The 562-nt window shown below is 41.3% G+C and carries 1 protein-coding gene; it reads right to left on the bottom strand.

What is annotated here, in order from left to right; all coding sequences use genetic code 11:
- Positions 1-51 precede the first annotated feature (51 nt).
- Positions 52-309 (bottom strand): hypothetical protein, encoded by a 258-nt coding sequence (locus ACTIE0_RS24935; protein ID WP_006670900.1) that lies wholly within the window; start codon positions 307-309, stop codon positions 52-54.
- Positions 310-562 lie beyond the last annotated feature (253 nt).

The following is a 562-nucleotide window of genomic DNA, read 5'->3' as shown; positions in this document are numbered from 1 at the left end:
GCAGTTTGATTCTCTCCATGATGCCATGGATTCCGTTCTCAAAGTTACGTCCTAACCACCTTGACTAATGCTATAACTAAAACTAGGATAAATCTGCATCTTCTGCCAGAATTTGTGTTCCCCAAAGGTGTTACTGACATTTAGATAACCATGGGCAAAATCATTAGTATTGAAACGATTAATAGTTTTGGGAATCTCCGTATAGGAGGATAACTTTTCGGTAATCCGATTGGTCAGTTCACTGCGTAATTGGGTAGCTACATTATTCACAGCTTGTTGTCCACTGCTATAACCAATCCATCCTACCAAACCAACCCCTCCCACAATTGGCAAAAGAAAGGGAATCAGTAGGGTTTTTCTGAGACGAAATCGACGAAAAGGTGAGTTTTGATCGAGGTTAATAGCCAGTTTAAATCAGATAGTTTCTGGGGATCAAAAAATTGTTTTCCCCTACAGTATTAAAGCCCCGACTAAAGTGCGGGCGGGGATATATAGCATTAGTCAAGGTGGTTAGGACGCAGCTTTGAGAACGGAATCCATGGCATCATGGAGAGAATCAAAC

This window comes from Limnospira sp. (assembly GCF_051859755.1).
GTDB lineage: Bacteria > Cyanobacteriota > Cyanobacteriia > Cyanobacteriales > Microcoleaceae > Limnospira > Limnospira fusiformis.
The sequence above is the reverse complement of the archived record's forward strand: the minus strand, read 5'-3'. Positions and strand labels throughout refer to the sequence as shown.